Below are 17,325 nucleotides of genomic sequence, written 5' to 3'. Positions count from 1 at the left end.
ATCGAAGCGCTGATTTCTGCAAGTTTTTCATGAACGTCTATAAGACCAGCTTTCTGAAGGAACTCCTCTGACAGGCTCTCCAGTTCTGCTTTCCTCTGTTCACTTACACTCTCTAAAAGCATCGAAGACCCTTCCCTGATCTTCAGACCATCCTGTATGAGATGGCTTAACAGGAGCACATTTTTTCGTGAAATTTTCAGATCCATTTTCACAGTCTCATTCATTCCTGGTGTACTTAAAATGGTTTCAAATACTTTGGCTACATCATTTGCTGTAATCATAATTCATCATTTAAAAATTAATACTTAGCTCAGTGTAAAATTAAAAAGGATCTTCCCTATTCACCCTACTCAAAATTTGGGGAGGATTGCAGGGCTTGCCATCCTTTTCTAATTTAGCTCTATCTTAAGCCCAATACTGAATTTCAAAGCCCTTTTTTAGTGCGCGATTAAAGGGTGAAGATTAACAGCAGCTGGTTTACATGATTAAGGAACTGTAAGACCTTCACATAAACTTAAAATATGGCTCTAAGGGGCTTTATTAAAGCTTTCGTACTGCGGCTTTCTGCAGTCAGCAAGATGTCTGGTTGTATCACAACCAAAAATCTTGCTGCCCATCTGCTCGGAACTCGCTGGCAGTAAAACTTTCAGATATAATGAAATGGATAGAATGAAAAAGAGAAGATTATGGAAGAGCAAAACAGCGGCAGAAACAGATGGCTCCACATCCGGCTGACCAAAGAAGAATTGGATTTTATTGATAAAAATTTCAAGGCATCAGTCTGCCGCAAACGCAGTGATTTTGTGCGCAGAAATCTCTTGCGTAAACCCATTGTAATGAAGTACAGAAATGAGTCATTAGATAAGCTTTTGCAGGAGCTTATCCAGCTACGGACACAGCTGAATTTCATGGGCAATAATTTCAATCAGAGCGTTAAAAAACTCCATACCCTTTTTGAAATTTCCGATTTCAGAATATGGATATTGTCTTTTGAATCAGACAGGAACAGATATTTTTCCCTCATTGAAGAAATAAAAAAAAGCATTGAAAATCTCGCTCAAAAATGGTTGCAGTCATAAATACAGGACAATCGATAAGAGGCATTTTCTTCTACAATGAGAACAAAGTTTCGCAAGGCTGTGCTGTGTGCATCGGCGAGGGAAATTATCCGATGGATCTTGAAAAAATGTCAGAAAATTTTAAGATCGGCGTATTTTTAAAACAGCTTCAGCTCAATGAAAATATCAAGCGCTCCGCAGTGCATATCTCACTGAATTTTGACCGCTCGGACACGGATTTATCAAAAGAAAAACTCATGCAGATTGCTTCTTCTTATATGGAGAAAATTGGATTCGGCTCGCAGCCTTATCTGGTTTATCAGCATCACGATGCAGGACATCCGCATATCCATATTGCTTCGATAAATGTTAGAGCAGACGGATCAAGGATCAACATGCACAACATTGGAAGAAACCAGTCTGAATCGGCTCGGAAAGAATTGGAAATCTCTTTTAATCTGATTCGGGCAGATTCGAGAAAAAAACAGAGTCCTGCGCTTATTAACGCCATTGATGCGGAAAAAATAAAATATGGGGCGATGGATTCCAAAAGAGCCATCAGCTCAGTATTGAATGCGGTCATTCCGAATTACAAATATACCACGCTGGGCGAGCTCAACGCAGTATTGAACCTCTATAACGTCAAGGCAGAAAGGGGAAAGGAAAATTCAAAAATGTTTCAGAACAAAGGGCTGGTCTACCAGATTCTGGACGGGAATAAAAAGACTGTCGGGGTTCCGATAAAAGCCAGCAGTTTTTATTCCAAGCCTACCCTTTCCCAGCTTGAAATTAATTTTGCTGCGTCCAAAACTTCGCGTGCGGTAAACATGAAAAGAACCCGAAATGCCGTGGATCTGCTGCTCTTGAAATACCCTTCCATCACGCTCTCGCAGCTTGAAACCCGGCTGGCTAATCAGGGTATCACCGCTGTAGCCAGAAAAAATGAGAACGGTTTGATCTACGGCATGACCTACATAGATCATAACACAAGATGCGTATTCAACGGAAGCAGTCTGGGACCTGCTTATGCAGCCAAAGGACTCCTTGAGCGTATTGGCGGATCTTCTGAATTTGGAAAACAGTCGGCTGTTTTAGACAGAACAGCTAAGAGTCAGGGATCTTTTATTTCCGCAGCCGAGGTGCAGCGGATAATTGATGATGTGCTGTATGCAGGAACACCGTCAGATTACGTTCCCAAACAGCTTAAAAACAAGCGAAAAAAAAGAAAAAGAAAAGGACCTTCCGATAACAATTAACAGGCAGAAATCATGAGCATGCAGACAGGAGAAAATGAACAGGCGCTTAGAAAGATTTTAGACATGACAAGACTGATGGGCATCGCAGTGTTGCTCATCCATTTTTATTTTTACTGCTTCGATTCGTTCAGGCAGTGGAACCTTGCGCCTGATTTTGCCTGCAGAATTCTGGAGAATATCCATCGAACCGGCCTTCTGGAGAGCTTCCATAAATCAAAGCTTTTTGCCCTTGGACTGCTGGTTATTTCCCTTATGGGCGCCAGAGGAAGAAAAGATGAAAAACTGCATTTTAAAACCGCGTTTTATTATATCGGCCTTGGACTGATTTTTTACTTTGGTTCTTATATCGCTTTTATAATATTTGCGGATACTGAAGTATGTTCTGTTATGTATATTTCCTTGTGTTCTCTGGGTTATCTGCTGTCGCTTTCCAGCGGCACCCTACTCTCTCGCATTATCCGCAGAAAGCTCTCCTCAGCAGATATTTTCAATAAGGAAAATGAAACTTTCCCTCAAGAGGAAAGGCTTATCGAAAATGAGTATTCCGTTAATCTTCCTGCCCGCTATCACCTCAAAGACAAAGTGCGCAGCAGCTGGATTAACATCATAAATCCCTTCCGCGGGATTCTGGTTCCAGGAACTCCCGGATCTGGAAAATCATACTTCGTAATCCGCCATGTAATTACCCAGCACATCGCTAAAGGTTTTTCCATGTTCATCTATGATTTTAAGTTCGACGACCTCACTATTATTGCTTATAATGCCTGGCTGAAATTCCGTCATCTTTATGCCGTGGAGCCCAAATTTTACATCATAAATTTCGATGACCTATCCAGAACCCACAGGTGCAATCCTCTGGACCCAGCGGCAATGACCGACATTACCGATGCTGCTGAATCGGCACGCACTATCCTTATGGGGCTCAATCGGGAATGGATCAAAAAACAGGGAGATTTCTTTGTGGAATCTCCAATAAATTTCCTGACGGCGGTCATCTGGTACCTTAGAAAATACAGCGATGGCGAGTACTGCACCCTGCCCCATGTCATTGAAATGATCCAGACCGATTACGAAAGTCTTTTCACTCTTCTGAGAACCGAAAAAGAAATCGAAGTGCTGATCAATCCCTTTGTAAGTGCGTTCCTGAACGAGGCAGTCGACCAGCTGGAGGGGCAGATTGCTTCGGCTAAAATCTCGCTGGCTAAACTCTCTTCGCCCCAGCTTTATTATGTGCTTTCGGGCAGTGATTTTACCCTCGATATTAATAATCCATCTGATCCGAAAATTGTTTCAATGGGAAACAATCCGCAGAAAATACAGACTTATGGGGCAGTGCTTTCCCTTTTTGTCAGCCGTCTCATCAAACAGGTAAACCAGAAGGGAAAACTCAAAAGCAGCCTTATTTTTGACGAGTTCCCCACTATCTATCTCAACAATATAGACAGTCTGATTGCGACGGCAAGAAGCAACAGAGTGAGCACCTGTCTGGGGATTCAGGACTTCAGCCAGCTTCGTAAGGATTACGGCCGTGAGCAGGCTGACGTGATTGTCAACATTGTTGGAAATATTGTATCAGGACAGGTCAGCGGGGATACGGCCAAACAGCTCTCAGAGCGTTTCGGAAAGATAATGCAGGACCGCGAAAGCCTCTCGATCAACAGCAGCGACACTTCCATCAGCCGTTCAAGACAGCTCGAATCAGCAGTGCCTCCTTCAAAGATTTCATCCTTGAGTTCGGGGGAATTTGTAGGGATGACAGCCGATAACCCCGACTACAGAATTGAGCTTAAAACCTTTCATTGCGAGATCATCAACGACCATGAAAAGATCAAAAGAGAAACGGACAATTATAAAGAAATTCCCTTCATACGGACCATAGATAATGTTATCCTCCAGAAAAATTATCTGCAGATTAAAATTGAGATTCAGGAAATAATCCACAGTGAAATAGAAAGGATAATTAAAAATCCTTCTCTTAGCTCACTGGTTTTGAAGAAAGAAAAATAGCCTTTATTGTATAATTGCTTTTCCCCAACAGAAAAATAGCAATGAAACATTATTAGAGTGAATCTAGCAGAAGAGTTATTTAAAAAAATCGTAAAAGTTAAGATCTTTTCAATATGAATTGTAAACGTAAAAGAGGAACTATGATAGTTCCTCTTTTACTAAATTAATATTACATTTTTCTATTATCTTTTTACGAATGGTTTCTTCCTAAGTCCGCTATTGTGTCCCCATTGCTTAATGCGGAGTATTGTAATTTCATCTAAAATTGCATCCTTTTCTTCAATACTGTAAGCAAACTCATGAAATTCCTTTCTTTCGCAGACATCTAACAAATAATCATTTATCACAGAAACCATTTTTCTGGCATCCTGCGCTTTTATTTTACTCGGTGTCATAATCCTACCCTTAGTAGCAATTGATCCGTTTATTCGATCTAGCCCAACATAAGTTGCGGCCTGCTTTAACTGATCAATTTCACCGCTTCGTAACGAATTAACAAAAGATTCTCGGTATTGTCTGCATATGCCCCACCCAACAAATGCCGAATGTTTTTTGGTATGAATATATAGTAGTTTTAACCATTTTTGTTCAAAATCTACATCCGGAAGACCAGTGTTTGTAATGGAACTATAATAATAATGCTCAATCCAGTCAGACTTGCTTATTTCCTCCAATGCAAGTATTGATAGTTGTAGGGATGATGCATATGACTTATTTCGATAAAGATAAATTGAATCAAAATGCAGACGTAAACCATTTTTTAATGACTCTGTAGCCAATTTTTTAAGCTTATAGATTGTTATTTTCTTTTTCATATTCCTTTTACTTTCTCAAAGGTACAGAATTTAGTGCGCAGCTATTTTGCGTAGATTAAAAATAATTGTAAGTGATTTTTAGCTGTTGGATTCTTTGATAATCTGCTGGGTCTTTTCATCTTGCTCTCCATGGTAATATTTATCAAGCACCTCCCTGAAACATTTCGGCGAATCTGGAAGCAAGTTAAAAAGGGTCATGCAGGATTTCAGTTTTCTTTCATCTGCTCTTCCCAGAATTTCCAGAGCCGTTTTATTCTCGATTTGAAGCATTGCGAGTGTAATTTCCACAAGGCGTGCGCCCAGTATTGGATGATTGAAATACTGTGCGGCTTCCTGCAGATTTTCAATGCCGTAAAAGATATTATAGTCAGTAAAGCCCAGTCCTCTTAATTGGGGAAAAATAAACCACATCCAGTGGGTCTGTTTGCTGCCTGCTCTGATCTCTCTCAGTGCATTGCCGTAGGTTTCCCGCTGCGCCTCTAAAAAACGGTCCAGATCATATTGCTTTTCCATTGCAGTGCTGTTTAAGATGGATTTAAATTACAAAATTTTTCAATGCCTTTCCAAAACTGACATTTGAAATAGGAGTTCTGCCTGCTGTAAAAACGGACAGGGTAATTTTCAATGAAAACGGATTAAAAGAGCCGCGAAAATAGCACCCGCAGGCTCCTGCATGCGCATAACGGCCTTGCCGCCCTTCGGGACTTATAGCACTCCGGATCCTTTATCGGATGCTTGATTTTGTGCTTTCTTTTTTCCCGTTTTTCTTTTGAAAAATTTCATGCGGGGCTTGAGAAAAAACAGATAAACATTCACTTAAAATTTTACATCATGGAAATCTCAGGACGAATTACAAAGGATGCCGTAACGGCAAAAGTTTCAAATGACAGAGAGGTGGTAAACTTTTCCATCGCAGTCAATGACAGGTATAGACCTAAAGGGGCTAGCGAACTTAAAAAGATTGTAACCTACATCGACTGCTCGTATTGGATGGGTTCGAAAATGGCGCAGTGGCTTAAAAAAGGCACTATGGTCGAACTTTTCGGGCGCATCGGTCTGAATGTCTACACCAATGCCGAGGGCAAAGCGCTCGGTTCGCTGACCTTTCACACCAGTAATATCAAAATACTGGTTTTCCCGAAAACAGAAAATGCATCAGCTGTTCCCGCAGTCCAAAAGAAAAGCACGGCTAAAGACGAACCTGACGACCTGCCTTTCTAAATCATGTACCCATTTATTTTTTATACACGCCTAAAGACAATATTATGCAAGCCTTATCAAAATCCAACTACAGCGAATATAGCGTAGCCGATGCCTTTAATGAGATAATCCTCAAAAGCATCACTTCCTATAATGGAAAAAAAAGAGAACAGCTGAAATCATTCTTTCTTGACCTGCAGCAAGGCGGTTGCGTGAGCGGTATGATTTCCGAATTTATCTACCACGCAGACTGCAAAGAATTTTACATCGAGCATATCGATGACCTTGAAAATATCAGAACCGAACTCGAAGAGGCAATTGGCGAAGCCATAGAAAACCGATTCCAAGCCCCTCATTACACTTTTGTATGCTGGCTATGTTTTGAAGAATACTGCTATGACCTCTATTCAAGGCTTTTTGAATAACAGTTCAATCTTAAATCTTCTCTTATGAAACCATCAGAAAAATTCAAGACCGCCATAGAAAGCTACCTGAACGGCAAAGCGCAGAACGATGCCGTGTTTTCAGCTGACCTTAAAAAAGAAAGCAAAAACTTGGAGAGCTGTTTCCACTACATTTTCGGCGAGGTCAAAAAAACAGGGGAATGCGCTTTTGACAATCAGGAAATCTTTGACATGGCGGTAAAGTACTACACAGACGACAGCATTGGAACGCCTGCCCCTATCCAATGCAGAGTAGCAGTAAGTCCGCCTATAAAGGCGGACTTATTCTCAACCGCTCCCGCAGTATCTCAAACCGCAGTCCAAAAAACGGAAACCGTTCAACCCGTGAAACCTGTACAGAAAACCCTAACACTCTTTGACTTATGATACCCAAAACAGTTATAGAAAAAGAAATTAGCTCCCTAAGTACCTCCCTTATGCCTATCACATCTCAGATGCATCTGTGGGCGGAAAAAAATATTTTTCTGAAATGGGCGGTGCTCTCAAGGGGTAAATTCCATTGTCTGCAATGCACCCATTCGTGGAAACCCGACAGCCAAAGCCAGTCCTGTCAGAAGTTTATCAGATGCGCCACCTGTCAGGGGAAGCTTAAAATGATTCAGCATAATCAGGTGCATTTCAAAGAAATCGAATACTTTGCTGTCACGGATACCTGCTCTGGATATCAGGTGGTGCGCATCATCTGCTCGCACAAGAACATGAAAAAGAATGTTCTTCCCGCCTATTCCCATACCGAAGTCATGCAGCATTGGATTAGTTCCAAAGGGGAAGTGCGCACCATCTCACGAGGCACGAATGTTTTTTCCCAAGCCTATGATGCATGGAAATACTATTCCCCTTTGGAAATCCGCCCTAAGGAGTTTCAGAAATCCCCAAAGTACCGCATCAATCCCTACAAGGTTTATCCAAAGCTCAATGTGATTCCGCTTTTGAAAAGAAACGGTTTCAAGACCTCTGTTCATGGCATTGCACCGCAGATACTCTTTACCGCGCTTTTGAAAGACTGCATTGCAGAAACCCTTTTAAAAAGTTCGCAAACAGATATGCTCACGCATTATCTGACTTCCCACGAACAGCATCTGCGTGAAAACTGGCAGGCAGTAAAAATCTGTCTAAGAATGGGTTATCAGATTCAGGACATTAAAATTTGGGAGGATTATATTGCTCTGCTCCGATGGTTTAAAAAAGACCTCGGCACTCCTGCGCTTGTCTGTCCCGAAAATTTGGACGAAGCCCATGACAGGCTTGTTGCCAAAAAAAGGGATATTCAGCGAAAGAAACATCTTGCGCAGATGCGCGCCGAAATACAGATAGCAGAGCCGATTTATGAAAACGATAAAAAACAGTTCTTAGGACTTTCTTTTACCGATAAAGACCTTACCGTAAAAGTCCTTGAACGTGTGCAGGACTTTCTTGAAGAGGGCGATACGCTCCACCACTGCGTATTTACCAACGAATATTATAAAAAGAAAGATTCCCTGATACTGTCTGCACAGATTGAGAACAGACCTATTGAAACCATTGAAATCTCCCTTTCCAAAATGGAAATCATCCAATGCAGAGGGCATCGAAATAAAGCCACCAAACACCATAGCAGGATTTTGGGCATTATCCGAAGAAACCTGCCTGAGATTGCCAAACGGTTGAAAAAACAGAAAAAACAGGCAGTTTCGGTTTAATCCATTTTACTTTTAATACCGCAGATTTTATACTGCGGTTTTTTTTCGGCGCGCAGACACTTTAAGGCGAACGGGGCAGTCTTGGTTTAGGGGCTATTTTGGAATGTTAAGTCAATTTCATCACAAAGTTCGGACACGGCTTTCGGTTCTCCGCAAAAAATTCCCCCATAAATGCAGGGCTTCGTCCTGCTTTATTGCGTTGCTTTCTGCGTTCGCTCAGCCCTGCCCGGGCAGCGGTGCTGTAATTAATCTTAAAACTATTGCAGCTATGAAAAATCAAAATCAAAACACAGACTGGCAGAAAGTATCAGAAATCGAACTGATCTATAAAACCAAAGTAAAAAGCGCCGACAGGCCTTATATCAATTCTTCCAGAGATGCTTACCGAATTCTTGTTGACAGCTGGGATCCCGGCAAAATAGAATTCTTTGAGCAGTTCAAAGTGCTGCTGCTCAATCAGACCAACAGAGTTCTGGGAATCTATGAGGTTTCCTCAGGAGGCATTGCAGGTGTCGTGGTTGATGTGCGCCTGCTTTTCTCGGCAGCCCTGAAAGCCGCCGCCAGCGGAATCATCATCACCCACAACCATCCCTCAGGAAAGACATTCCCTTCCGAGGCCGACAGAAATATAACACGAAAAATCCATCAGGCAGGAAAACTGCTGGATATACCTCTTCTCGACCACCTGATCGTCACTCCTGAAACCTATTACTCTTTTGCAGATGAAGGCGCCCTGTAAGGGCGCTTTCATCTTTCATGCCCTTGGTCTGTTCTGTTTTTTAAGTAATTTTGCCCTATGAATCATGAAGAAATAAAACGATACTTTGAGAACAATCCGCCACCCAAGGAAGTGCAGTGGACTGCGTGGGCAAAGATTACTGACTCGCAGGTATTCCTCAACAGCTGTTATACCACCATCAGAAATTTTAACGGCCCTGTGGACCGATGCCCTGCCTGGTGGCATCTGAGGGATTTTTACCTCCACATAAAAAAAACAGCAGGCCAGCAGACCAGCGAGGAGCATGCTTCAGAATAATTTTGATCCTTCCGTAAATTCTTAATAAAGCAAAAAAGCACCGATTTGGGTGCTTTTTTTATGCCCTGAAAAATAAGGCTTTTTAGATTTTGTTATTATTTAGAACATTTTATTTTTAAAAATTGTTATTGACTGTACTAATTTTGATCTGTATAAAATGATTAAGATTATGAGCCGGGCTATTGTACACATCGACATGAACACGTTTTTCGTATCCTGCGAAAGGCTGACAAATTCTGAACTTAACGGAATACCGCTTATCATCGGCGGAGGTGACAGAGGTGTTGTGGCTTCCTGTTCCTATGAAGCCAGAAAATTCGGCGTGCGTTCCGCCATGCCGATCCATATGGCTATGAAGCTCTGCCCTCAGGCCAAAATCATGAAAGGCGACATGGAACTCTATTCCAGACTTTCCCACGACATTACCGAAATCATTCAGGAGAAAGCGCCCGTAGTGGAAAAAGCCAGCATCGATGAATTTTATCTGGACATTACCGGCATGGATAAATTTTACGGGAGCTACAGATGGACTGATGAACTGGCACAGCGCATCACCAAAGAAACGGGGCTTCCACTCACCTTTGCGCTTTCGGTCAACAAAACCGTTTCGAAAATCGGAACCGGCGAGGGCAAGCAGAAGCAAAACCTTGAAATTCCCGAACATCTTGTCCAGTCCTTTCTGAATCCGCTCTCCATCCGAAAGATTCCGATGGTCGGCCAGAAAACCTTTGAGCTTCTTTCGCGAATCGGAATCCGCACCATCCAGACGCTCTCTGAAATGCCAGCCGAATCCCTGCAGCAGATGATCGGCAAGAACGGCACCGAACTCTGGAAAAAAGCCAATGGGATTGACAACACACCTGTGGAGCCTTACACGGAAAGAAAGTCAATTTCTACCGAGCATACTTTTTCGCAGGACACTATTGATGTGCTGAAACTAAACAGGATCCTGCAGGGCATGGTGGAGAAACTGGCCTATCAGCTGCGCGCCGAAGAGTGGCTCACCTCAACGGTGACCGTTAAAATCAGGTACGCCAATTTTGATACCGAAACCAAGCAGTCAAGGGTGCCCTACACCTCAGCGGATCATATTCTGACCGAGACGGTCACTGATCTCTTTACCAAACTGTATCAGCGCCGAATGAGGCTCCGTCTTATCGGAGTCCGCTTCAGCGGACTGGTCAGGGGAACCTATCAGATTGACCTTTTCAATGATACCGAGGAAATGCTTGCCCTCTATCAGGCTATGGACAGAATGAAGACCCGTTACGGATTTGATGCCGTGATGAGATGCGCCGGCGCTTCTTTTAAACCCAACAATAAAGACGAAATTTTAAAACGCAAAAAATAAATCATGTACCTCAACTGCCACTCTTTTCATTCGCTGCGATACGGAACTATTCCGCTGGATGATCTGATCAGGCAGGCAGCCGATTGCGGTGTCACGGCAGCAGCCTTGACCGATATCAATACCGTTACGGGGATTTATGATTTTATAAAAGGATGCCAAGCCTCAGGCATAAAACCGCTTGTCGGGATAGAATTCCGCTGCAGCCATAAATTGCGCTATATCGGACTTGCACAAAATGCTGTCGGACTTTCCCAGATGAACCGCTTTCTGACTGAACATAATTTTGAAAAGAAACCGCTGCCTGAAACCGCACCGTTTTTCTCTGATGTTTTCATCATTTATCCTTTAGAAAATGCGCCCGACGAACTCCGACATAATGAATACATAGGCATACGTCCCCACCAGCTGCAAAAACTCGTAGTATCAAAGTGGAGAAAACGAAGAGCTGAAATGATTATTCTTCAGCCTGTTGTATTCCGCACCAAAAGGGAATACAACCTGCACAGGATTCTTCGTGCAATTGACCTAAATGAGCTCCTCTCCAAACTCGAAACTGATGACTGGTGCAGCAAATCGGATGTTATGATTCCTGAAGCGGAACTTATCGCCCTTTATGAAGATTATCCCGAGATCATCCAAAATACAAGGTACATCATCGAGCACTGTAATTTCAAGTATGACTTTGAAAGCCCGAAAAACAAAAGACATTATACCAAAAGTAAAAAAGGGGATATTGCCCTATTGACCACCCTTGCCGAAGAAGGTCTGGTATGGCGTTACGGGAGCCATAATGCCGAAGCAAAAGCGCGTGTGGAGAAAGAGCTCAAAGTCATCAATGACCTTGAATTCAGCGGCTACTTCCTCATTACATGGGATATCATACGTTACAGCACCTTATGCGGCTTCCTTCATATCGGAAGAGGCTCGGGCGCCAACAGCATAATTGCCTACTGTCTGGGAATAACAGACATCTGCCCTTTGGAGCTTGACCTGTATTTCGAGCGGTTCCTGAACGAAAACCGCAAGAGCCCTCCCGATTTTGATATCGACTGGAGCTGGAAAGAGCGTGATGTTATCTTAAGATACATCTCCAACCGGTACGGCAGTGACTATGTAGCTTTCTGCGGTACTAATGTAGAATTCAAATACCGCTCGATTTTCCGCGAGGTCGGCAAAGTATTCGGACTTCCGAAAGACGAGCTGGACATGCTGGCCAAAAATCCAATGAAGCTCCACCAGACCAACTCCATTGTCAAGCTTGTTCAGGAATACGGCATGATGCTGGAGAAATATCCCAACATGCGCAGCATGCATTCCTGCGGAATTCTGATCTCGGAAGAACCGCTGACCAATTACACGCCGCTGGAAATGCCGCCGAAAGGATTTCCGATAGTCTTATTTGATATGCATACCGCTGAAGATATCGGTTTTGACAAGTTTGACATCCTCAGCCAGAGAGGCATCGGACATATTGATGATACCGTGAAAATAATTGAACAAAACAGAGGCATTCGGATCAATATCCGCGACACGAGAATCTCAAAAAACGAACAGTCCGCAAACCTGTATCTGGCGGAAGGGAGAACCATCGGATGCTTTTATATCGAGAGCCCTGCGATGCGGGGACTATTGCGCCGTCTGAAATGCGACAATTATAAAACGCTTGTGGCGGCATCATCGATTATACGTCCGGGAGTGGCGCAGTCGGGAATGATGAAAGAGTATATCTTCCGCCATAACAACCCATCAAAATTTGAATATTTGCATCCAGTCTTTGAAAAGGAGCTCGGAGAAACCTACGGTATTATGGTATATCAGGAAGACGTGATCAAAATTGCCCTGCATTACGGCGGGCTCTCGGCCGCAGACGGAGATATCCTAAGGCGCGCCATGTCAGGCAAGGGACGCTCAAAAGCGGCGCTTCAGAAAGTTAAGGACGATTTCTTTATTTCTGCTGCCGCAAAAGGACATCCCGAACAGCTGAGCCAGGAAATCTACCGACAGATCGAATCCTTTGCAGGCTATTCCTTCTGCAAGGCGCATTCCGCTTCCTATGCGGTGGAGAGCTACCAAAGCCTTTATTTGAAGGTCCACTACCCTATTGAATTCATGGTGGCTGTGATCAATAATCAGGGAGGATTCTACCGCACTGAAATCTATGTGCACGAAGCGCGGATGGCCGGCGCTGTTATCCATACTCCCTGCGTGAATAAAAGCGGATATGAAACCGCTCTTTACGGCATCGATATTTATCTGGGCTTTATGCACCTGCACGGCCTGGATTCCAAACTCTCACAGTTCATCGCTACCGAGCGCGAGAGAAACGGCGTTTTTAAATCGCTCGAAGATTTTATAAACAGGGTTCCCATGGGCATCGAAAATGTAAAGACGCTTATATTTATCGGCGCTTTCCGCTTTACGGGAAAAACCAAAAATCAGCTGCTGGTGCAGGTCAGCCTTCTGATGAATAATTTCAAGCCTGAAAACCGCGGGCTTATGCTCATTGAGCAGCCTGCCAAAGAATTTAAGCTGCCTGTACTGGAGCGCTCTATATTTGAGGATGCCTTTGATGAAATAGAGCTTTTGAATTTCCCGGTTTCGTGCACCGTTTTTGATCTACTCAGGACCAGATTCCGAGGGGATGTCATGGTGCGCGATCTTTTGAAATACCATAAGAAAGAGGTGCGTATGCTGGCATACCTGATTTCCACCAAGCAGGTGCCGACCAAAAGGGGCAATATGTATTTCGGGACGTGGATCGATAATGAAGGAGCCTATTTTGATACGGCGCATTTCCCGGACAGTCTGGCAAATAACCCTTTTCAGGGAGGAGGCTGCTACCTGCTTTTGGGAACCGTGGAAATTGACTATCATTTCCCGACGATCACCATTTCCAGAATGGCGAAAATGCCCTTCATTCCTGACCCAAGATATTCGGATTCGGAAAAAAGGTATACCACACAGCACAATATCAAGCAGGATGTCAGCAGCACCCATCGCCAGCCTTATCCGCAGGATCACGAAATTAATCTGCCGCGTCACAGAATGAAATTTTGAATATTTAGCTATGTAATGTCCTAAGAATGAATTAATTTTGATAGAGAAGCAAAAACAGAAAGAGGAAAACAAGCATGCCATATATCAGTTTTCTGCTGTTTATTTTTCTAAGCATTTGTTTTCGCTTTTCATTTTCTTTTATAAGTCTTTCGATACATTTAATGTCTATTGGGTAAGATTCCATAAGATCGTTTATTCAAACTTAAGCCGTATGAAAAAGACAAAAGCCCTTAAAAGGGCAAATTAGTATCAGGATAAGACATTTTTAAAACAGCCTTTAAAACGGAATATTATGTGTTATTATACCCAGCAGAATGCCTCGATAGAAGATCTCAAAAGACGCTTTAATGCGGAACTCCACAATGAGGAAACCTATCTGCAATCGGATTTTATAAACGGGTTCTCCCATCCAAATATCCCTGTGATACTTAATTCCTCACCGCATCTCATCTCAACGGATTATACTTGGGGACTTCTGCCTTCCTGGGCAAAAGACATTGAGTTCAGGAAAAACACCCTTAATGCCCGCATTGAAACCATTGACGAGAAAGCATCATTCAAGAATATAACCCATAACCGCTGCCTGATAATCGCTTCGGCGTACTATGAATGGCACTGGAATGATGAGAAGGGAAAAAGCAAGGACAAGTACCAGATCAACTCGCAGGATGATGAAATCTTCACTTTTGCAGGTTTGTATTCATCCTGGACGGATCCCGTCACAGATGAAATTAAAAACACCTATACAATGGTAACCACAAAAGCCAACAGACTAATGGACTTCATACATAACCACAAGCACAGAATGCCCGTCATGCTCAAAAAGCAGGATGAAACAGCTTGGCTGGACCAGTCTATGGCTATTACCGAATTTGCCTATCCTTACGAAGGGAACTTAATCGCACTTCCGTCAAATTAATATCAGCTTATGAAACAGGAAATCGATTATTTCAACGGAATGAGCACTGAAGATCTGCATCAGAGATTTATGCAGAAGCTATATTCCAAAACAGAATTCATACAATACAATGACCCCGTTGACTTTTTCGATCCGGAGCAGGAATACGGAGATCATATAACACAGTGCATTGCCGAGGAAAGGGATTTTATAAGGGAATTAATTCGCACCGCATCAGCCGAAGCCGGAATAGTATTGACAAACGAGCGTGTGGAAGAATTGGTGCAGCAGAAAAGAGAAGAAATCAACCAGATTTCCGGATTGTCAATCGAAAACTATATTGAAAAGGTTTCAGTTACTTATATTGATCCTGTTCGGGAATGTGAACAAAAATTTCTTTTGCAGAGATGGCTATGCAGATTTTGGAAGTTTATAAAATTACTGTTTACTAAATAAAGTGTGAAACAAAAAATATTTTTTCAATGTACAGCGGCGATTAGAATCACTAAGCCTATATATATTTCATAATATTTAACGTTGCAAAATAAATATTGATTTAATTAGTAAATTAGAATGCTTATGAAATACTGAAGCAATAACTATTGATCCCTGCTTCCTTAACTCCCCTCCGCCCTTTAAAAAAATTGTTTTCAAAAGAAAAAAAAGAAAGCAAGAATCAAGAGGCAGTTAAAGGATGAGGAGTGCTATAAGATCCGAAAGGCGGACGAAAGGAAACTGGAGTACGTTATTCGCATGCAGTAGACGGCTGACGCTATCTTTGCTGCCTTTTTAAGCCGTTTCGAGTAAAAGCAGTAGTAAGAGTTTACCAATTATGGAAAACCGTAAAATCCTAATAGCATTTAGTCCTAAGTTTACCTTACGGATTGACGTAAAAATATATCAGCAATATGCAACATTCAATAGCGTTTCAGTTTTACACTAAAATAATACAGTTTAAGGATGGATCGCTTAGACCCGTATTTCTACTGATTCAAAAAAAAATCACAAATGCTGCTGTTGGAGTCTACTGCACTTTCAAAAAATTTCCTTTGATTTAGTTTCTTTTTAACTAGTAAAATTCAACCCAACTATGATGACGAGAATTCCAATAACAGAACTAATTTTTCCTGAATATGATGACAAAGATGTAATCGCTGCCTTTGACTATTTTATGACATTTATGACACCCGACCAATGGCACAAAAGAAAACAGGCAATTGAAGAATATCTCAGTAATTTCCACTCTGACTCTCCACCTCTTTCAAAACCCGTATCGGACGGACTGTTACTAGTAATTGAAAAAGACAGAATAGGCTGGTATCTTTATCTGGTACACTGCTTAATACATGAACCTCATAAGTATGAGTATTATCAAGGGGCGCGCATTGTGCCTATTTTTAAACGTATCGGAATGGACATTGATTTGCTTCCTTCCCTTGATGGGCTCAGAAAAAAAATCAGCGATCTCATAAAAAAAAGACCAATTGAAGCGGACCAGATCCTGTTTGAATTTCTAGCTGCACTTGCTTGGAAAAGGAATGGCTACCAAGTAGAATTCCTTCCAGAAGAGGCTGATAAAACCCCTGATCTTTTAGTCCGAAAAGAGGACAAATCTTATCAGGTGGAATGCAAGAGACAGCAGAAATCAGGCGGTTATTTTTATGAGGAAACTCTACTGCGTCAAAAAATGGTGCACCACATCATACCATTTGTTTTAGCGCACAACTACCTATTGGAAATTACTTTTCATGTAGAATTAAAAACACTGCCCGAAACTTATCTGATCGATTTGTTCAGACTCGAAAATTCAAAAATAAAAAAAAAAAACTGGAGGCTGTCTAACGAAAAAATTGATATAATCGCATCAACTTTTGATCTGAAAATGATTAATGCGCAGCTTTTAAAATATCACATAAAGTACAATTCACCACAATTATTAGAATTGCTGGCAAAAAAACCTATCGATTATGAAGGTTTTACGGTAGCACTCAATTCGACAGGATATCTTGTAGGAGAAGGTCTGGCGAATAACCGGTATATTCATCAGATTACTAATGGCGCAGGAATTAAATGTACATGTGATTCTCTTCAAGCGTATGTCGGAAAAGCCCGCGATCTTGATGGACTGCTTGCCAAAGCTTTAAGACAGTTGACGCTTCCCTATGAAGCTGTTATTCATATTGGAATGGAAACTTTTGACGGTCCGGCAGTTGAAAGGGAAAGATTAAAAAAAATAGTTAAGACAATTGAAAGCATAAATCCGGAAAAAACCAGATTAAGCTGGCTCTTTACTCATTTTTTTCAGTCTTATTCCAGAAGTAATCAAGAATGGATATTTGATGAGTCTGTTGATGTCGCCTCTTCCTATTTTGTACCAATAACCCCTTTGCCTAAAAATTTTCTTGTCATTCCGGAAGAAGCAGATATCATAAATAACAGCAGGCACTGGGACCGCCCATTGCCACAATAAACTCTTATATGAAACCTATTTATATATTACGGAA

The 17,325-nt window shown here is 42.1% G+C and carries 17 protein-coding genes; 14 read left to right on the top strand and 3 right to left on the bottom strand.

Going from position 1 to position 17,325, the window contains the following annotated elements; all coding sequences use genetic code 11:
• Positions 1-281, bottom strand: a 281-nt coding sequence (locus tag GSY47_RS06190) for a hypothetical protein (RefSeq protein ID WP_219071190.1), incomplete at its 3' end; no start/stop codon positions are given.
• A gap of 405 nt (positions 282-686) precedes the next feature.
• Between GSY47_RS06190 and GSY47_RS06185 the strand changes: the two genes are divergently transcribed.
• From GSY47_RS06185 to mobC, 3 genes are read left to right on the top strand one after another with little or no spacing between them, the layout of a single operon-like run.
• The gene (locus GSY47_RS06185; protein ID WP_219071189.1) at positions 687-1,079 is read left to right on the top strand and encodes a plasmid mobilization protein; all 393 of its coding nucleotides are present in this window, start codon (positions 687-689) and stop codon (positions 1,077-1,079) included.
• Positions 1,064-2,314: a relaxase/mobilization nuclease domain-containing protein gene (locus GSY47_RS06180; protein ID WP_219071188.1), complete on the top strand. Its 1,251-nt coding sequence runs from the start codon at positions 1,064-1,066 to the stop codon at positions 2,312-2,314. The genes GSY47_RS06185 and GSY47_RS06180 overlap by 16 nt, the downstream gene beginning before the upstream one ends.
• 18 nt (positions 2,315-2,332) lie before the next feature.
• Entirely contained in the window at positions 2,333-4,321 is a 1,989-nt protein-coding gene (gene mobC, locus GSY47_RS06175; protein WP_219071192.1) for a conjugal transfer protein MobC, read from the top strand.
• 182 nt (positions 4,322-4,503) lie between these two features.
• Here the strand turns inward: mobC and GSY47_RS06170 are convergent, their stop codons facing one another.
• A complete protein-coding gene (locus GSY47_RS06170; RefSeq protein ID WP_219071187.1) occupies positions 4,504-5,100 on the bottom strand; it encodes an AbiV family abortive infection protein in 597 nt (198 codons plus the stop codon).
• 114 nt (positions 5,101-5,214) lie between these two features.
• On the bottom strand, positions 5,215-5,649 hold the full coding sequence (locus tag GSY47_RS06165) for a DUF1810 domain-containing protein (protein WP_219071186.1): 435 nt from the start codon (positions 5,647-5,649) through the stop codon (positions 5,215-5,217).
• A gap of 318 nt (positions 5,650-5,967) precedes the next feature.
• On the opposite strand from GSY47_RS06165, the gene GSY47_RS06160 reads away from it, so the two are divergent.
• From GSY47_RS06160 to GSY47_RS06115, 11 genes are all read left to right on the top strand, one after another.
• Positions 5,968-6,357: a single-stranded DNA-binding protein gene (locus tag GSY47_RS06160; protein WP_219071185.1), complete on the top strand. Its 390-nt coding sequence runs from the start codon at positions 5,968-5,970 to the stop codon at positions 6,355-6,357.
• Positions 6,358-6,401: 44 nt separating this feature from the next.
• Positions 6,402-6,761: a DUF7222 domain-containing protein gene (locus GSY47_RS06155; protein ID WP_219071184.1), complete on the top strand. Its 360-nt coding sequence runs from the start codon at positions 6,402-6,404 to the stop codon at positions 6,759-6,761.
• A gap of 24 nt (positions 6,762-6,785) precedes the next feature.
• The gene (locus GSY47_RS06150) at positions 6,786-7,166 is read left to right on the top strand and encodes a Cas9 inhibitor AcrIIA9 family protein (protein WP_219071183.1); all 381 of its coding nucleotides are present in this window, start codon (positions 6,786-6,788) and stop codon (positions 7,164-7,166) included.
• Complete coding sequence (locus tag GSY47_RS06145; protein WP_219071182.1) at positions 7,163-8,479, top strand: PcfJ domain-containing protein; 1,317 nt, start codon at positions 7,163-7,165, stop codon at positions 8,477-8,479. Before GSY47_RS06150 ends, GSY47_RS06145 begins: the two co-directional genes overlap by 4 nt.
• A gap of 268 nt (positions 8,480-8,747) precedes the next feature.
• Positions 8,748-9,218, top strand: a complete 471-nt coding sequence (locus tag GSY47_RS06140) for a JAB domain-containing protein (RefSeq protein ID WP_219071181.1) — start codon at positions 8,748-8,750, stop codon at positions 9,216-9,218.
• A gap of 57 nt (positions 9,219-9,275) precedes the next feature.
• Positions 9,276-9,515, top strand: a complete 240-nt coding sequence (locus GSY47_RS26405) for a DUF6965 family protein (RefSeq protein WP_379786702.1) — start codon at positions 9,276-9,278, stop codon at positions 9,513-9,515.
• 169 nt (positions 9,516-9,684) lie between these two features.
• Positions 9,685-10,866 (top strand): DNA polymerase IV, encoded by a 1,182-nt coding sequence (dinB, locus tag GSY47_RS06135; protein WP_219071180.1) that lies wholly within the window; start codon positions 9,685-9,687, stop codon positions 10,864-10,866.
• A 3-nt stretch (positions 10,867-10,869) separates the two neighbouring features.
• Complete coding sequence (locus GSY47_RS06130) at positions 10,870-13,923, top strand: DNA polymerase III subunit alpha (RefSeq protein WP_219071179.1); 3,054 nt, start codon at positions 10,870-10,872, stop codon at positions 13,921-13,923.
• Between the two features lie 292 nt (positions 13,924-14,215).
• Entirely contained in the window at positions 14,216-14,842 is a 627-nt protein-coding gene (locus GSY47_RS06125) for an SOS response-associated peptidase (RefSeq protein ID WP_219071178.1), read from the top strand.
• 9 nt (positions 14,843-14,851) lie between these two features.
• Positions 14,852-15,277, top strand: coding sequence for a hypothetical protein (locus GSY47_RS06120; protein ID WP_219071177.1), 426 nt, complete (start codon positions 14,852-14,854; stop codon positions 15,275-15,277).
• 634 nt (positions 15,278-15,911) lie between these two features.
• Complete coding sequence (locus GSY47_RS06115; RefSeq protein WP_219071176.1) at positions 15,912-17,291, top strand: hypothetical protein; 1,380 nt, start codon at positions 15,912-15,914, stop codon at positions 17,289-17,291.
• Positions 17,292-17,325 lie beyond the last annotated feature (34 nt).

Source organism: Flavobacterium quisquiliarum (genome assembly GCF_019308285.1).
GTDB classification, from domain to species: Bacteria; Bacteroidota; Bacteroidia; order Flavobacteriales; family Flavobacteriaceae; genus Flavobacterium; species Flavobacterium quisquiliarum.
Note: the sequence above shows the minus strand (reverse complement) of the source record. Positions and strands in the feature narration are given on the sequence as shown.